Source organism: Streptomyces sp. NRRL S-350 (assembly GCF_000719705.1).
Lineage (GTDB): Bacteria > Actinomycetota > Actinomycetes > Streptomycetales > Streptomycetaceae > Kitasatospora.
This window is the reverse complement of the sequence record NZ_JOHO01000036.1, coordinates 1-13,278: the sequence shown is the minus strand read 5'-3', so window position 1 is coordinate 13,278 and position 13,278 is coordinate 1. Positions and strand designations below refer to the sequence as shown.

The following is a 13,278-nucleotide window of genomic DNA, read 5'->3' as shown; positions in this document are numbered from 1 at the left end:
CTAGGCCTGAACACCCAGTTCGAGGTGTATCTGGATACACCTCCGAGAGGCCGTCCAGACGGCTGTCAGCACCCCCGCCGCGGTTCGTAGCGTCATGTCCCGTCAGCCGGCCCCGGGGTCCTCCCGGGCGCCGGACCCCGAACCGTGGAGGGCCCGTGAACGCGCCGATCATCCGGATCCGCGGCGTCAGCAGGACGTACGACCGATCCGACGCCGCCCGGCCCGCCCTGGCCGGGCTCGACCTGGACGTACGGGCCGGTGAGGCGCTGGCCGTGGTCGGCCGCTCGGGCAGCGGCAAGTCCACCCTGCTGAACCTGATCGCCGGCCTCGACCGGCCGAGCGAGGGCGAGGTGGAGGTGGACGGCGTGGCCGTCCACCGGCTGGGCGAGGCCGCGCTGGCCGCGTACCGGCGGCGGCGGATCGGCATGGTGTTCCAGTTCTTCAACCTGCTGGACGACCTGAACGTCGAGGACAACGTGCTGCTCCCGGCACAGCTGGCCGGTATGCGGCGGGAGCAGGCCCGCGCCCGGGCCGGGGAGCTCCTGGAGCGGCTGGGGGTGGCCCGGCACGCGAAGGCCTTCCCCGGTCGGCTCTCCGGCGGCGAGCGGCAACGCGTCGCGGTGGCCCGGGCGCTGATGAACCGCCCACCGCTGCTGCTGGCCGACGAACCCACGGGCGCGCTGGACACCGCTTCGGCCGCCGACGTCCGCGACCTGCTGCGCGAGCTCAACGCGCAGGGCCAGACGATCCTGCTGGTCACCCATGACACCGCGCTCGCCGAGGCCTGCGCCGACCGGACGGTCGAACTGCTCGACGGCCGGCTGGTGCGGGACACGGCGGCCGTGCCGACCTCCGGGGGAGCGCAGTGAGCGGGCGGGCCGGCGGACGGCGCGGACGGCGCGGACGGCCCCAGGCCCCGGCGGGGCGAACGGCGGTGGAGGCATGAGCGCGCTCGGCAAGGTGGTCCGGGCCGGAGTGGGCCGCAGGCGGGTGCAGACCCTGGTCATGGTGCTCACCACGATGATGTCCGTGACGGCGTGCATCCTCGCGGTCGGGCTGCTGGTCGCCGCCCAGGGCCCGTACCAGCGCTCCTTCGCCGACCAGCGCGGCGCGCACCTCAGCGTGCTGTACGACCCGGCCAAGGCGAGCCCCGCCCAGCTGGCCGCGGCAGGTCACGCACCCGGTGTGACGGCCTCGGCCGGCCCCTACCCGGCGGTCACCGTGCAGCCGCGCTCGGGCGCGGACACCACGCTCCCGCCGCCCGGCACGCTGCTCCCGCCGGCGACGCTGGTCGGCCGGGCGAAGGACGGCCCGATGGACGGCCTGCGGATCACCATGGGCCGCTGGGTGGAGGGCCCCGGCGAGGTGGTGTTCCTGGACGGCCACTCCCCGCTCGCCGTCGGCGACAGCATGCGGTTCCCGGATCTGCCCGGGCAGCCGACGCTCAGGGTCGTGGGCCTGGCCGCCTCGGTGTCCTGGAGCGCGGACGGCTGGGTCGCCCCCGAGCAGGTCGCCGGGCTCACCGCGCCCGGCACGACCCCCGCCGCCCAGTACCTCTACCGCTTCGCACGGGCCGGCACCGACGCCGAGGTGGCGGCCGACCGCGCCGCGATCGCCGCCGCGGTGCCGGCCGGCGCCCTCACCAGGGCGACCTCCTACCGGCCCGCCCAGGCGGAGGCCGACCGGACGGCCTCGACCTTCGTCCCGTTCGTCGCGGCCTTCGGGCTGCTCGGCCTCGCCATGTCGGTGCTGATCATCGGCGTCGTGGTCAGCGGCGCGGTCACCGCCGCCACCCGCCGGATCGGCATCCTCAAGGCCCTCGGCTTCACCCCGGCGCAGGTGGCGCGCGCCTACGTCGGGCAGGCGCTGATCCCGGCCGGGATCGGCACGGCGCTGGGAGCGCTCGGCGGCAACCTGCTCTCCGTACCGGTCCTCGGCCTGGCCCACAAAGCCCTGCGCGGCGGCCTGCTGGGCATCCCGCTCTGGGTGGACCTCGCCGTCCCGGCGGTTGCCCTGGCCGCCGTGACGGGCACCGCGCTGGCGCCCGCGCTGCGGGCCGGGCGGCTGCGCACGGTGGAGGCGCTCGCGATCGGCCGGACGGCACCGGACACGAAGCGGGCGGATCCCCGAGGCCCTGCCCGAGGCGCCACCCGAGGCACTGTCCGAGGCCCTGCCCGAGGCGCCACCCGGGGCACTGCCCGAGGCACCGCGGGCACCCCGGGCCGGATCGGGGCGACCGGTCTCCTGGCGAGGCTGCACAACGCGCTCGGCCGACTGCCGGTGCCGCGCGCGCTGAGCCTCGGACTGGCGAGCCCGCTCAACCGGCCCGGCCGTTCGGCGACCACGGCGGCCGCCGTGGTGCTCGGCACCGCCGGAGTCACCCTCTGCGTCGGCCTGACGCTCTCGCTCGGCCTGCTCCAGGACGGCCTGGAGGCGGGGCACGGCGGCCAGGTCGTGGTCCAGGCCCCGCTGGACGGCCCCGCCGAACCCGCCGACCACCTGGACGAGGCGGCGGTGGCCAAGGCGATCGAGGGCCGCCCGGGCACCCGGGCCTGGTACAGCAGCGTCCCGACGCCGGTGGCCGTGGCCGGCAACACCGGGCGCTCCGAGGTGGTCGCGTTCAGCGGCGACGCCTCCTGGGGCGGGTACCAGCTGGTCTCCGGCCGGTGGTTCCGCGGCCCCGGCGAGGTCGTGGCCGGCTCCACCTACCTCCGCGCCAACCAGGCGAAGGTCGGTGACACCGTGACCCTCACCGACCACGGGCGCAGCGTGCCGGCGAGGATCACCGGCGAGGTCCTGACCACCGGCGACTTCGTGTTCGTGGACCGGGCCACGCTGGCGCCGCTCGGTGGCACGGTCGCCGCCGAGGCGATCGCCTTCCGCATCGACCTCACCCCGGGCACCGACGCGAGGGCGTACGCCGACGCGCTCGACGGTGTGGTCCGATCGATGGGGCTGGGTGCCGGGCCGGGCGAGCAGCACATCAACATCGTGGTGTTGGCGATGAACACCCTGGCGGGGACGCTCACCCTGCTGCTTGCCGCGGTCGCCGGGCTCGGGGTGCTCAACACCGTGCTGCTCGACACCCGGGAGCGGGTGCACGACCTCGGGGTGCTCAAGGCGCTCGGGATGTCACCCCGGCAGACCGTCGGCATGGTGCTCACCTCGGTCTGCGGCAGCGGGCTGGCGGCCGGGCTGATCGGGGTGCCGATCGGGATCCTCGTGCACCACCAGGTGATGCCCGCGATGGCCCGGGCTGCCGGGATGGGGGTGCCCGCCGCGGACCTCGGGGTGTTCGACCCGGCGGTGGTGGGGCCGCTGATACTCGGCGGCCTGGTGCTGGCACTGCTGGGCGCCCTGCTCCCCGCCATCTGGGCGGCCCGGACCAGGACGGTCACGGCACTGCGGACGGAGTGAGGACAGGGAGGGGCGGCGAGCGGCGGCGGTGTGGCGGCGGGGTGTGACAGCGGGTGCGGCGGCGGGGTGCGGCGGCGGGGTGTGGCGGAGGGGAGAAGGCCCCTCCGCCGGGCAGCCGTCAGAAGAGCTGCCCGGCGGAGGGAAACGGCCCTCCGCCGGAGGGCCCGTCAGGTCAGCCGCGCCGCGGCGTACGCCTCCATGGCGGCACGCTGGTACGCGGCCAGGCCCGGGGCGATGGCCTCGTACGCGGCGTTCCACTGCTCGTTCTCCGTGCAGGAGCGTGCGATTGCCAGGTACTCCTCCGTCGGGACGGACCGGATGGTGCCGAGCAGGCGGTAATCCTCGTCGATCATGCTCTGCACGGGCTCGGCGTCCACCGGGTGTCCGGCCGCCAGCAGCTCGGCCAGGCGGATCATGCGCTCGGTCCGTGCGCGCTGGCCGGCCTCGATCTCGGCCGGGCTCATCGCGGCGGTCGCGCGCCGGGCCGCCTCGGCGTGCTCGGGGAAGTCGCGCAGGCTCTCGTCGATGTCGGCGGCCTGGATGCCGTCGAACAGGTTCTCGGGTCGGTTGATGGTCATGGGAGTGCCGTCCTTCCGGGATCGTTCCAGGTCCGCGATCGTGCGGGACACGGTGTCCGCCAAGGCGTCCAGCCGGTCCCGTTCCGAGACCAGCCGCCGGTGGTGGCTCCGGAGGGCGTCCAACTCGTCCACCTGGTCGCCCAGGATCCGGGCGACCTCGGCCAGCCCCACGCCCAGCGCCCGCAGCACGAGGATCTGCTGCAGCTGCAGCAACTGCCGCTCCTCGTAGTAGCGGTGGCCGTTGGAGCCGATCCAGGCCGGGGGCAGCAGCCCGATCTCGTCGTAGTGCCGCAGGGTCCGGGCAGTCACCCCGGACATCCGGGCGACGTCCGCAATCGGCCAGACCATGGCCACCTCCTCGTTTCCGAGTCGCCGCGTCCCCGGATTCCGAGTCCGAAGTCGCCGGGTCTCCGGGCCTTCCGAGTCCCGGAGCCCTCCTGGGTCCGAGGTCGCCGAGCCCGTACGTTCGTCGGTCCAGGGCCGGTTCCTCCGGCCCTGGACACGACGGTAGGGGCTGCCGCTGCGGCAGCTTCAAGCCCCGGTTTCCCGTGGTCAGCCCAGGGCGGTGCCGAACCAGTCCAGGGACTGCCCGTGCGGCCCGGTGAAGGCCACCGGCCGTTCGTCCAGGGCGAGGGCGAACAGCCCCGACCCGGCCGGGGCCGGCCGGGGGAGGCGCCGGGTGACGGTCGGCAGTACGGGCAGCGCCTCGTTGGAGATCCAGTGCCCGGGCAACTCGCGCACGGTCGCCGCGAACTCCTCCCGCGCCTGTGGCGGCAGATAGGCGAGGACGGCGCTGTGGAACACCACCGGAGTCGCCCCCGCCGGCGCCTGCGCCACCAACTCCCGCACCGTCTCGTTGAGATCTCCGCGCACCAGCAGCGGCGGGGCGGCCCGGGCGACCCGGACGGCGCCGCGCAGCCGCTCCAGCCGGTGGGTCTGCTCCGGCCACACCAGCGACTCCAGCCAGCGCATGTCCTCCTCGGCCCGGACGTCCAGCGGATTGAGGTCGATCCCGGCCCGCCACACCACCTCGGGCAGCCGTTCCTGCAGCGACGCCGGGAGCGGCACCGGCCCGCTCACCGTGCAGTCCAGCGTCACCGGGCTCGCCGCCGCCCCGAACTCGGCGACCACGGCGGACGCCCCGTCCGCCGACAGGTACCGGTAGCGGTACCGGTCCGGGTACAGGCAGAGCCCGGCCGAGGCGCCCACTTCGATCAGCGCGAGCGGCTGCGGCAACGTCGCCAACAGCGGCAGCAGGGTGGCACAGCGACCCGCCTCGTTGGTCTGCGTCCGCCGCACCAGCATCGTCGCCGACGTCTCGTCCCAGTGGCCCGCCACCCAGTCACGGAACGCCGGCCAGCCTGCCGTCACCGGCCCGCCCAGGTGTCGGACGGCGCCGAACAGCAGGTTCGGCTGCCGCTTGGCGGTCGGCAGTCCGTCCAACATCGCGAGCAACTGCTCGTCCCCGGCGACCCGTTCGGCCAGGTCCTGGTAGCTCGCGGAGTTGCCGCGAGCCTCCCGCTCCGCGAACGCGCGGTAGAGGTCCCCCGTATCGCTGTGCATATCTTGACGTCCTCCCGGATGATCGAAACCGGCACAGCTTACGCTCGGCCCCCGCGTTCCCGATGCCCGCGGTGTCGCCGGCATCGCCGGGCGTCGGCGGTGGTTGGATCTGCCGACCACGCAGCATCCGCCTCCGTCCGCCTCCATGCGCCTCCATGCGCCTCCGTCAGTCGTCGGCGGTGACCAGGAGGACGAGGACACCTGCACGACGATCGACGAGTTCGGACGGCCGGGTAGGTGCCCGGCGCGATGTGGTGCGACCACCACGGTCCACGGCGCGGCTCGTGCCACACGCCGGCTCGGTCGTACGCGTCGGAAGCCGATGAAGGTGCAGAGGCTGTCCGAGTAGGTCGGCGTGTGCATCGACGGCACGTCCACCAGCATCGGCCGGGCCACCGGACAAACGAGAAGACCTGCCGGCCGGGTCAGCCGAGCAGACCGCCCATGTGCCCGTCTTCGGCGAGGAGCCGCCAGGAGCAGCCGGGGGAGGCGAACGCCTCCGGGTCGACGGCCTCGACGAGTTGGTCCACGACCGCGCTCAGCAGTGACTGCGGGTCGAACACCGCCCAGGTGTCCCGGCCCCGGCCGTAGTCCCAGCGCTCCCATTCGGCGCGCAGCCGCTCGTACGTCCAGAGGGCGTAGAGCAGCGCGGAGAGGTCCCGGTTCAGGTAGGCCTCGGGCTGGCCGTCGTCGTACCAGTCCGGTAGCTCCAGCCGGCCGGTGGCGCCGTCGAGGGCGATCGTGAGGTCGGTCGGCCAGTCCCCGAGGGCGATGAAGTCCCGCTGGTACGGGCGTTCCTCCTCGCCGTCGAAGTACTCCGGGTACGCCTCGCCCATGGTGACCAGCGGCTCGTCGCACACTCCGAACATGGCCCCGCCCACCGGCAGCCCGACCTCGGTCAGCAGCCGTCGGGTCGGCTCGTGGAGCAGGGCGGCGGGCAGGTGCTCGGGCCGGAAGCGGTGGACCTGGCCGGGGCCCTCGTCCTCGTCCGTCAGTGCCGCGAGCTCTGCCACCAGCTCCGGGCCGATGTCGTAGGCGGGCCCGCCGGGACCGCCCGGCAGCGCACCCCATCCCAGTGCGTGCACCAGCAGGGCGGTGCCCCAGTGCGCCGGCGGCGCGGTGCCGTCCCCGAACAGCCCGGGGTCGATCGCCCGCATCCGCCGTTCGGCTTCCGCCATCACCTCGGCCACCACCGCCGGCCCGCGCCGACCGTCCAGGGACGCCGGCAGCCGGGCCGCCCCGGCCACCGCCTCGACCTCCCGCACCAGCCCGGCCAGCGCGGTCAGGTCGGAGGCCAGCAGGTCCCGTCGGGGGCCGCCGTTGTCCAGGAAGACTTCGCCGGTGGTGCCGTCGAGCAGCACCAGGTTGCCGACGGCGGCGAAGGGCGTGCAGTAGTCCGTCTCCCCGAGGACGACGAGCCGCTCGGCGTCCGCCGGGAACGGCCGCAGAGCGCCGAACTCCAGGAACGCCCCGGAGGCGGGCAGCCCCTCCTGCGCCAGGAACTCGCGGCTCCCGGCGTGCACCACCGCACTCGGCAATTCCGCCACCTGCTCACACCCCACGTACCCCACCCTTCCCCGGCCCTGACCCCCAGACCCTAGCGGCATCGCCGGACATCGCCACGCCGGGTTTCCGCCTGGGCGGGGGAGGGCGTACCCGCCTGCGGTATCCGCCGCGTGACCGGCGGGGCCATCGGCCGCCCACGGCTCTCGCCGCCAGCCACCGCGTCGCCAGCCACCGCGTCGCCACCCACCGCGTCGCCACCCACCGCGTCGCCGCCCACCGCGTCGCCGCCCACCGCGCCTCCGCCCACCGCGGCGGCAGTGACCCGGCCGGTCAGACGAGTCCGCCGGCTTCCCGGGCCGCCTGCTCCACGCGGTCGCGGTGGGCCTGCCACCAGTGCGCGTCGCCTTCGGCGGTGTTGGCGCCGTCGGGTCGCTGGCCGCTGGCGCCGTCGACGAGTTCGCGGACCAGGTCGGCGTGGCCGACGTGGCGGTGGGTCTCGGCGATCAGGTGGACGAGGACCCGGTGCAGGGTCTGTCGCGGCCGGTCGCCGAACGGCAGTTCGCCGGTCGCGTCCAGCGGCAGCGCTTCGACGGTGGCGTCGGCGTGGGCCCAGACCCGCCGGTAGCGCCCGACGATCTCCTCGGTGGTCTCGTCGGCCCGCGCCCACAGGTCGGCGTTCGGTTCGGCCTGGCCGAGGATCCACAGCGGGGTCGGTTCCGGGAAGGGGCGTCCGAAGGTCTCGCCGAGGTACAGCGCCTCGGCTCCGGTGACGTGTTTGACCAGGCCCAGCAGGTTGGTTCCGGTCGGGGTGAGGGGGCGGCGCAGGTCGTACTCGGGGAGGCCGTCGAGTTTCCAGAGGAGGGCGTCGCGGGCGTCCTGGAGGTAGATCCGCAGGTCGGTCTTGTCATCGGTCTCAGCCACGGGTCCAGTCTGGTGATCACGCGAGGTCTGTACACCGGTTTTCCGGCACAGTGACGCAGCACCGTGACGCGGCACCGTGACGCGGCCCTCGGATCTCCGGTGAACCCCCTGGAGGTGATTGACGTGGCGTCAGTCGTGTCGACATGGACGCGTGTCAGCGGACCACGCCGACGACCTGCTTCCGCCGGCTGTTGGAGTAGGTCTCGTGTCTCGACCGGCTTCGGCTGCTGCGCGTCCTCGTCCGTGGTGCTGAACGGGCGCTTGTCGGCGCCGAGCAGCAGCGGGTGGGCGAGCAGGTGGTAGCGGTCGATCGGGCCGGCGTCCGAGAGGGTGTGGTTCAGGGCGGCGCCGCCGCGGGCTGCGCGACCGGACGGCCGCGAGCCCGAGAACTCCTGACGAGACGGTCTTCGAGGTGGTCGGGTCGCTCAGGGGCTGGTGATCCGGGGTGCGGGGCGGTGCGGCCGAGGCGTGTCGGGGGTGCGGACCTGTTGGGTGAGGAAGAGGGCCGCGCGGTCCAGTGCCTGGTCGGCCTCGTCGAGGACGCCGGCGAAGGACTGGAACACGTGGGGCACGTCGGCGGTGATGTCGAGGATCACGTCCACTCCGGCCGCGCGGGCGCGGGCGGCCATGCGGGTGGAGTCGTCGAGGAGCACTTCGTTGGTGCCCGCCTGGAGGAGCATCGGCGGGAAGCCGATCGGGTCGGCGAGGAGGGCCGGGCTGAGCATGGGCTGATGGGGGTCGGCTCCGGCGAGGTACATGGCGCTGGTGTGTTCCAGGCTCTCGCGGGTGAAGAGCGGGTCGATGCCGGCCTTGGTGTCCATGCTCCGGCCCGACCGGGTGGCGTCCAGGCCGGGGGAGAACGCCACGATCGCGGCCGGCATCGGGAGTCCGGCGTCGCGGGCGGCGAGGCAGGTGGTGACGGTGAGGCCGCCGCCGGCGGAGTCCCCGGCGAACGCGATGGTGGAAGGGTCCTCGCCGCTGTCGAGGAGGGCTCGGTAGGCGCTCAGGGCGTCTTCGATCGCGGCCGGGAAGGGGTGCTCGGGGGCGAGCCGGTAGTCCAGCGAGTACGACCTGAAGCCGGTCCTGGCCACGAGGTTCCCGGTCAGTGACAGCGCGGTCTCGGGAGAGCCGAACACCCAGCCGCCGCCGTGGAAGTACAGGATCGTTCCGCCGCGCGGGCCGTTGTCCGGCTCGACGTGCAGTGCGGGTCGGTCGCCCAGCGTCGTCTGCGTGGTGCGTATGGCGTCGGGGACGATCATCTGCGCCATCAGCGCCTTGAATCCGGCCCGGATCGCTTCGACCGGCTGAGGCCCTTCGGGCCAGGGCTGCCGCAGCATCGCGTCGATCCGGGTGCGCTGTTCCTTGCTCACGCGGGTTCTCCTGTCCGTAAGTGCATTCCACTACACTATATGCCATGGCATATAAAATGGATGGTGATCCCGTCGACCTCTCGGGCTTCTTCGCCGACCTCGTCCGCTGTGAGACGCGTCTGTACAACGCCCTCAACGACCGGCTTCGCGAGCGCCACGGGATCGTCACCTCGCAGTTCGAGCTCCTGCGGTACCTCCGCGACCATCCCGGGGCCCGGGTGGCGGACCTGGCCGGGGAGTTCGCCATCGGCATCGGAGCCGCCAGCAAGGGCGTCGACCGCCTGGAACGGCAGGGCTGGGCGGCCCGCCGACCGAATCCGTCGGACCGGCGGTCGTCGCTGCTGGCCCTGACCGACGACGGCCTGCGGTTGCTCGCGGCGGCGGAAGGCACCTTCACCACGGAGTTGACCGAGCTGATCGCAGGTGCCCTCCAGGCATCCTCCGTGACGGCCGCCGCGCAGGCCCTCTCGCAGCTGCGCTCTTCCCTCGAACGCGACCGGATCGGCACGCCCACGGGCTGACGCGTTGACACGAGCCGGTCGGGACGGGCGAGGTAGGGGCCGGCCGCGAAGCGGCGAAGGGTCGGAGGGTCGAAGAGGAGAAGGGTCGGAGGGTCGGAGGGCCGGAGGGCAGTGTCAGTGGCGGACCGTATCGTTGCGGCGATCGGCACCGGAACGCACGCACGGGGGCACACATGACCGTTCACCGGCCAGGACTGCCGGAGGACCTTCCGCCGGCCGAGGAACTGTGGGCGCGCTGGGCGCTGCTCGCCGCCCTCGAGGCGACCACCGAGTACGAGGAACGCCCGCCGCGCTTCCGGACCGGCCGGTGGATCGACGGCCAGGCCCTCCACTGGGACGACTGCGGCTGCACCTGGTGGGTCATGTCCAAGGAAGGCGACGGCCGGTTCGTGCTCTACGGCGAGGACGAGGCGGGCGACGTCCAGTGGCACGAGCCGGCGATCGACATGCTGGCGGGCGGCCCGGACTGGTTGCCCTACGAGGCACTGCGGGACGGACTCGAAGGGCGCGAAGTCGGCTGCGTCTACTGGTACGAGAACGGCGCCTGGGCCCGGGCGCCGTACCCGGACGACCTCGGCGACGACGGCCTGGACTGCGGCATGAGCTACTTCATCGACCGCAGTGAGGTGGTGGCAGAACTGGCGACCCACCTGGACGGCGCCGTCGACGGGCCGAGCGCCGACAGCCTCCTGGCCGACGCGGAAGCGTACCGACTGGAGCCGCACAAGCTGCTGGAACGGTTGGCCCGGACCAACCGCTACGACGATCCGTTGGACCGGCCGGCCCTCGTCCGGGCGCTGGCCCGGGCGGGTCTGACGGGGGAGTTCGCGGCGACCGACCCGCTCTGACGAACCGGACGGCGGCGGCTCGGCGGATCCGTCCGGGGGAGCCGCCCCCGCCTGGTGCCGCTCCGCGGACGTTCGTGGAGGAGCGTTCCGGCCGGGAGGGTCTCACCACGGCCATCGACAACACAGGAGGAGCACGTGGCTCAGTTACTGAGAGTCCAGAACTTCAACGTCTCGAGTGACGGCATCGGTGCCGGTGAGGACCAGAGCTTGGAGAGGCCGTTCGGCCACGTCGAGCCCGAGCGGCTGTTCGCGTGGGCCGGCGCCACGGCGAGCTGGCCGATGCGCACCGATCCCGGGGGGAGCCGGGGTCTCGACGACTACTTCACGCGGGACTACGCACGCAACATCGGTGCCGAGATCATGGGCCGCAACAAGTTCGGCCCCCAGCGCGGGCCCTGGCACGACCACGAGTGGCGCGGCTGGTGGGGTGACGAACCCCCGTTCCGTACCCCGGTGTTCGTCATGACCCACCACAGGCGTCCTTCGCTCGCGCTCTCCGACACCACGTTCCACTTCGTCGACGGGGATCCGGCCACGGTCCTCGAACAGGCGCGGGAGGCGGCACAGGGCAAGGACGTCCGACTCGGCGGCGGAGTCACCACCATCCGGCAGTTCCTCGACGCCGACCTCGTCGACAGCATGCACGTGGCGGTCTCACCGGTGAAGCTCGGGCACGGGCTACGGCTCTGGGAGTCGCCCGATGAGCTGCTCGACCGGTTCCACCTGGAGGTCGTGCCCAGCCCGAGCGGCGTGACGCACCACCTGTTCTGGCGGAAGTGACCCGAGGGCCCACTCGGGAATGTCTGCCTCGGACGCGGCCCGTCCACCGTCCGGTGGGCGGGCCGCGCCACGCGCCACGGCAACGCAACGGCCCATCCCGTCGTCACGACCACCCGTCGTCACGAACGTGCCGTCACAAACACCCGTCGTCACGAACGCGTCGTCATGAACAGCTCGTTGTCGGCCGGGCCCGTCGCGTCGAGGTCCGCGGCCCAGGCGAAGAACGCGACGACCTCCGCATCACCGGCCAGGCGGGGCGGCAACGCGTCGGGGCGAGCCGGGGTGCCGGTGCCGCCGGCCGGCGCAGTCGGTCTGTTCACCGCCACCGTCGCCAGGGCCCCGGCACCGGCCGCCCCCCGGGACGGCGACCGTGAGTACGTGGTCCCACGTGGGGGCCGGTCGCTGAACTGCGCAGCCTTCGCCGAGGCGGGACGGGACGGGCGAAGAGCACGGAGAGTGACGGGTGGGGCTATCCAGTCGGACTTGAATCTTTGCGAACGAATGTTCGATCCTGGGGGTGTGCCCGCTTTCGAATCTGTTTTCGAATCCACCGTCGAGTCGCCCGCGCGCCCAGCGCTCCGACCGGTGGCGCTCCCGGCTGCCCTGCCGGGGGAACGGCGGGAGCAGTGGGAGCCGGCCGACGGGCCGGCGGAGGCCCGGGGCCTGCTGCCGGTGCCGCCCGCCCTGCGGGAGGTGCTGCCGGACGCCGGGCTGCGGCGGGGGACCGCGGTGTCGGTGGCCGGTGGGGACGCCGGGCTGCTGCTGGCGCTCGCCGCCGGGGTCCGGGAGACCGAGGGCGGCTGGGCCGCGGCGGTCGGACTGCCGGACCTGGGGCTGGCCGCCGCCGAGGGGTACGGGTTGGACCTGCGGCGGCTGCTGGTCGCGGACGACCCGGGGCCGCACTGGGCCGAGGTGGTGTCGGTGCTTGCCGGCGCGGTCGAACTGATCATGCTGCGCCCGGACGGCCCGGTGCCGCCGAAGCTGGCCGCCCGGCTCGCGGCGGTCCTGCGGCGCAGCGGCTGCGTGCTGCTGGTGGCCGGGCCGTGGCCGGGCGCGGCGCTGCGGCTGGGAGTGCGGTCCGGGCGCTGGTTCGGGCTGGGCGACGGCCACGGGCAGCTCACCGGCCGGCAGGTGGAGGTGGTGGCCGAGGGCCGCGGTTCGGCGGCGCGCGGCCGGACGGCCCGGCTCTGGCTGCCGGACGAGCACGGCACGGTGCGCCCGCTGCGGGAGCAGCCGCGGGCCGTGGCGGAGCCGGCGGCACCACGCGTCGCGGCGGTGGTCTGAGATGGCGGAGGAACGAACCCCCCGGGTGCTGGTGGTCTGGTGCCCGGACTGGCCGGTGGTGGCCGTCACCGGTGACGACCCGGTGGCGGTGACCGAGGGCGGGCGGATCCTCGCCTGCTCGGCGGGTGCCCGGGCGGCCGGGGTGCGGCAGGGGCAGCGGCTCAAGCTGGCCCAGCGGCTCTGCCCGGAGCTGGAGCTGCGCGACCGTGACCCGGAGGCGGAGGCCCGCCGCTTCGAACCGGTGGTCGCGGCAGTGGAGGCGTTCACGCCGCGGGTGGAAGTGGTCCGCCCGGGCCTGTGCGCGATCCCGGTGAAGGGTCCGGGCCGCTACTTCGGCGGCGAGGAGGCACTGGCCGCCAAGGTCCGGACGGCGGTGGCGGAGGCCCTCGGGCAGCCGCCCGTCCCGGATGCCGCCCCGGGCGCGGTGACCGTCCAGGCCCCCGCAGCCCTCGCCCTCACAGCCACCACCCCCGTAGCCCCGACCCCCGAC

Annotated in this window: 12 protein-coding genes and 2 pseudogenes; 7 read left to right on the top strand and 7 right to left on the bottom strand. The window is 74.0% G+C overall.

The genetic code is table 11. The features are described from left to right. The first annotated feature begins 155 nt into the window (after window positions 1-155). A complete protein-coding gene (locus tag IF30_RS0126760; RefSeq protein WP_051711231.1) occupies window positions 156-869 on the top strand; it encodes an ABC transporter ATP-binding protein in 714 nt (237 codons plus the stop codon). 73 nt (window positions 870-942) lie between these two features. Further along, window positions 943-3,417 carry an FtsX-like permease family protein gene (locus IF30_RS0126755; RefSeq protein WP_030243171.1) on the top strand — a complete coding sequence of 825 codons (2,475 nt, stop codon included), beginning with the start codon at window positions 943-945 and terminating at the stop codon, window positions 3,415-3,417. A 167-nt stretch (window positions 3,418-3,584) separates the two neighbouring features. Here the strand turns inward: IF30_RS0126755 and IF30_RS0126750 are convergent, their stop codons facing one another. From IF30_RS0126750 to IF30_RS0126730, 6 genes and pseudogenes are all read right to left on the bottom strand, one after another. Beyond that, window positions 3,585-4,343, bottom strand: a complete 759-nt coding sequence (locus IF30_RS0126750; protein ID WP_030243169.1) for a MerR family transcriptional regulator — start codon at window positions 4,341-4,343, stop codon at window positions 3,585-3,587. A gap of 204 nt (window positions 4,344-4,547) precedes the next feature. Continuing rightward, window positions 4,548-5,558 carry a DUF2332 domain-containing protein gene (locus tag IF30_RS0126745; protein ID WP_030243168.1) on the bottom strand — a complete coding sequence of 337 codons (1,011 nt, stop codon included), beginning with the start codon at window positions 5,556-5,558 and terminating at the stop codon, window positions 4,548-4,550. A gap of 425 nt (window positions 5,559-5,983) precedes the next feature. Continuing rightward, window positions 5,984-7,105, bottom strand: coding sequence for an SUKH-4 family immunity protein (locus IF30_RS0126740; protein WP_158835509.1), 1,122 nt, complete (start codon window positions 7,103-7,105; stop codon window positions 5,984-5,986). Between the two features lie 289 nt (window positions 7,106-7,394). After that, complete coding sequence (locus IF30_RS0126735; protein WP_030243166.1) at window positions 7,395-7,985, bottom strand: DinB family protein; 591 nt, start codon at window positions 7,983-7,985, stop codon at window positions 7,395-7,397. 154 nt (window positions 7,986-8,139) lie between these two features. Further along, a pseudogene (locus IF30_RS45615) lies at window positions 8,140-8,338 on the bottom strand (dihydrofolate reductase family protein); the annotation flags it as partial. 72 nt (window positions 8,339-8,410) lie between these two features. Next, window positions 8,411-9,355, bottom strand: coding sequence for an alpha/beta hydrolase (locus IF30_RS0126730; RefSeq protein ID WP_051711229.1), 945 nt, complete (start codon window positions 9,353-9,355; stop codon window positions 8,411-8,413). Between the two features lie 44 nt (window positions 9,356-9,399). Here IF30_RS0126730 and IF30_RS0126725 point away from each other — a divergent pair, with 44 nt between their 5' ends. From IF30_RS0126725 to IF30_RS0126715, 3 genes are all read left to right on the top strand, one after another. Next, window positions 9,400-9,876: a MarR family winged helix-turn-helix transcriptional regulator gene (locus IF30_RS0126725; protein WP_030243164.1), complete on the top strand. Its 477-nt coding sequence runs from the start codon at window positions 9,400-9,402 to the stop codon at window positions 9,874-9,876. A 173-nt stretch (window positions 9,877-10,049) separates the two neighbouring features. After that, entirely contained in the window at window positions 10,050-10,724 is a 675-nt protein-coding gene (locus tag IF30_RS0126720) for a hypothetical protein (RefSeq protein WP_030243163.1), read from the top strand. A gap of 135 nt (window positions 10,725-10,859) precedes the next feature. Further along, on the top strand, window positions 10,860-11,504 hold the full coding sequence (locus IF30_RS0126715; protein ID WP_030243161.1) for a dihydrofolate reductase family protein: 645 nt from the start codon (window positions 10,860-10,862) through the stop codon (window positions 11,502-11,504). A gap of 149 nt (window positions 11,505-11,653) precedes the next feature. Here the strand turns inward: IF30_RS0126715 and IF30_RS48100 are convergent, their stop codons facing one another. Beyond that, window positions 11,654-11,824 (bottom strand): hypothetical protein, encoded by a 171-nt coding sequence (locus IF30_RS48100; RefSeq protein WP_158835506.1) that lies wholly within the window; start codon window positions 11,822-11,824, stop codon window positions 11,654-11,656. A 199-nt stretch (window positions 11,825-12,023) separates the two neighbouring features. Here IF30_RS48100 and IF30_RS0126705 point away from each other — a divergent pair, with 199 nt between their 5' ends. Both IF30_RS0126705 and IF30_RS0126700 read left to right on the top strand, forming a co-directional pair. Continuing rightward, complete coding sequence (locus tag IF30_RS0126705) at window positions 12,024-12,788, top strand: hypothetical protein (protein ID WP_158835503.1); 765 nt, start codon at window positions 12,024-12,026, stop codon at window positions 12,786-12,788. A 1-nt stretch (window position 12,789) separates the two neighbouring features. Continuing rightward, window positions 12,790-13,278 (top strand): annotated as a pseudogene (locus tag IF30_RS0126700) (hypothetical protein); the annotation flags it as partial.

Coding starts and splice junctions, on each gene's coding strand:
- IF30_RS0126725 (WP_030243164.1), top strand. CDS start 9,400: ATGGCATATAAAATGGATGGTGATCCCGTCGACCTCTCGGGCTTCTTC.
- IF30_RS0126745 (WP_030243168.1), bottom strand. CDS start 5,558: ATGCACAGCGATACGGGGGACCTCTACCGCGCGTTCGCGGAGCGGGAG.
- IF30_RS0126720 (WP_030243163.1), top strand. CDS start 10,050: ATGACCGTTCACCGGCCAGGACTGCCGGAGGACCTTCCGCCGGCCGAG.
- IF30_RS0126750 (WP_030243169.1), bottom strand. CDS start 4,343: ATGGTCTGGCCGATTGCGGACGTCGCCCGGATGTCCGGGGTGACTGCC.
- IF30_RS0126755 (WP_030243171.1), top strand. CDS start 943: ATGAGCGCGCTCGGCAAGGTGGTCCGGGCCGGAGTGGGCCGCAGGCGG.